Annotated in this window: 2 protein-coding genes; both read left to right on the forward strand. The window is 68.8% G+C overall.

Going from position 1 to position 1,895, the window contains the following annotated elements; all coding sequences use genetic code 11:
• Window positions 1-1,575 (forward strand): carboxyl transferase domain-containing protein (locus ACHZD8_RS01260; RefSeq protein WP_394768290.1); only part of this gene is annotated, 1,575 nt, incomplete at its 5' end.
• Window positions 1,576-1,580: 5 nt separating this feature from the next.
• A partial coding sequence (locus ACHZD8_RS01265) for a biotin carboxylase N-terminal domain-containing protein (protein ID WP_394768291.1) occupies window positions 1,581-1,895 on the forward strand: 315 nt, incomplete at its 3' end.

The raw sequence follows: 1,895 nt of genomic DNA on the forward strand, positions 1-1,895 counted from the left end.
AGCCGCGCGAGCCCCGGGTTCGCGGCCAACGAGACCGCGCAGCGCGCGCTCGTGGCCGAACTGCGGCAGCGACTCGGCATTGCCGCCCTGGGCGGGCCCGAGAAGTCCCGCGAACGCCACGTCGCCCGGGGCAAGCTCCTGCCGCGCGACCGCGTCGACGAACTGCTCGACGAGGGCAGCCCCTTCCTCGAGATCGCCCCGCTCGCGGCCGACGGCCTGTACGGCGGCGAGGCACCCGGCGCCGGTCTCATCGCGGGCATCGGCCTCGTGCACGGTCGCCATGTGCTCGTGATCTCCAACGACGCGACCGTCAAGGGCGGCACCTACTTTCCGATGACCGTCAAGAAGCACCTGCGCGCGCAGGAGATCGCGATGCAGAACCAGCTGCCGTGCATCTACCTCGTCGATTCGGGCGGCGCGTTCCTGCCCATGCAGGACGAGGTCTTCCCCGACCGGGAGCACTTCGGCCGCATCTTCTACAACCAGGCGCGGATGTCGGCGGCGCGCATCCCGCAGATCGCCTCCGTGATGGGCTCGTGCACGGCCGGCGGCGCCTACGTGCCGGCGATGAGCGACGAGACCGTGATCGTGCGGGGCCAGGGCACGATCTTCCTCGGCGGGCCGCCTCTCGTGAAAGCCGCGATCGGCGAGATCGTCTCCGCAGAGGAGCTTGGCGGCGGCGAACTGCACTCGCGCGTCTCCGGCGTGACCGACCACCTCGCGGATGACGACCGCCACGCCCTGCAGATCGTGCGCGACATGGTGGCGACCCTGCCGCGCCCCGCCGCCCCCGCCTGGGAGGTGCTCCCGAGCCGCGAGCCGCTCGTCGATTCGGCGAGCCTCTACGGGGTCGTGCCCACCGACGTGCAGTCGCCCTACGAGGTGCGTGAGGTAATCGCGCGGATCGTCGACGGCAGCGAGTTTCACGAGTTCAAGAAGGAGTACGGTACGACGCTCGTGACGGGCTTCGCGAGGCTGCACGGGCATCCGGTGGGCATCATCGCAAACAACGGCGTGCTGTTCAGCGAATCGGCGCTCAAGGGGGCGCACTTTATCGAGCTGTGCGACCAGCGCGGAATCCCGCTCGTCTTCTTGCAGAACATCTCGGGCTTCATGGTGGGCAAAGACGCGGAGTCTGGCGGTATCGCCAAGAACGGCGCGAAGATGGTGACCGCGGTCGCAACCACTCGCGTGCCCAAACTCACGGTGGTGATCGGTGGCTCCTTCGGCGCTGGCAACTACTCGATGTGCGGGCGGGCGTACTCGCCGCGGTTCCTGTGGATGTGGCCGGGCGCGCGCATCTCCGTGATGGGTGGGGCTCAGGCGGCATCCGTGCTCTCGACCGTTCGGCGGGATCAGCTGGGCGATGAGTGGCTCGCTGGCGAACAGGCCGCGTTCGAGGCGCCCATCCGCGAGCAGTACGAGAGACAGGGCAGCCCCTACTACTCCACGGCGCGGCTGTGGGACGACGGCGTTATCGACCCGGCCGACACCCGCACGGTGCTCGGCCTCGCCCTCGACGTGTGCGCGGCCCCCCCGCTGCCCGAGCCGGCCTTCGGCCTGTTCCGGATGTGACGCCGGTGGCTGACAGTGTGCGCTTCGACACCGTGCTTGTGGCGAACCGGGGCGAGATCGCCTGCCGGGTGATCCGCACCCTGCGCGAGCTGGGCATCCGTTCGATCGCGATTTTTACTGACGCCGATCGTGATGCGCGCCACGTGGGGCTCGCGGATGTCGCGGTGCACGTCGGTAACTATCTGGATGGTGGGGCAATCGTTGAGGCATCGCTCGCGACCCACGCGCAGGCCGTGCATCCTGGCTACGGTTTTCTTTCGGAGAACGTGGAGTTCGCGCGCGCGTGTGCGGCTGCGAAACTCGTGTTTATCGGGCCAGGG

The sequence above is a fragment of the Lacisediminihabitans sp. genome, from assembly GCF_043726815.1.
In the GTDB taxonomy this organism is placed as follows: domain Bacteria; phylum Actinomycetota; class Actinomycetes; order Actinomycetales; family Microbacteriaceae; genus Lacisediminihabitans.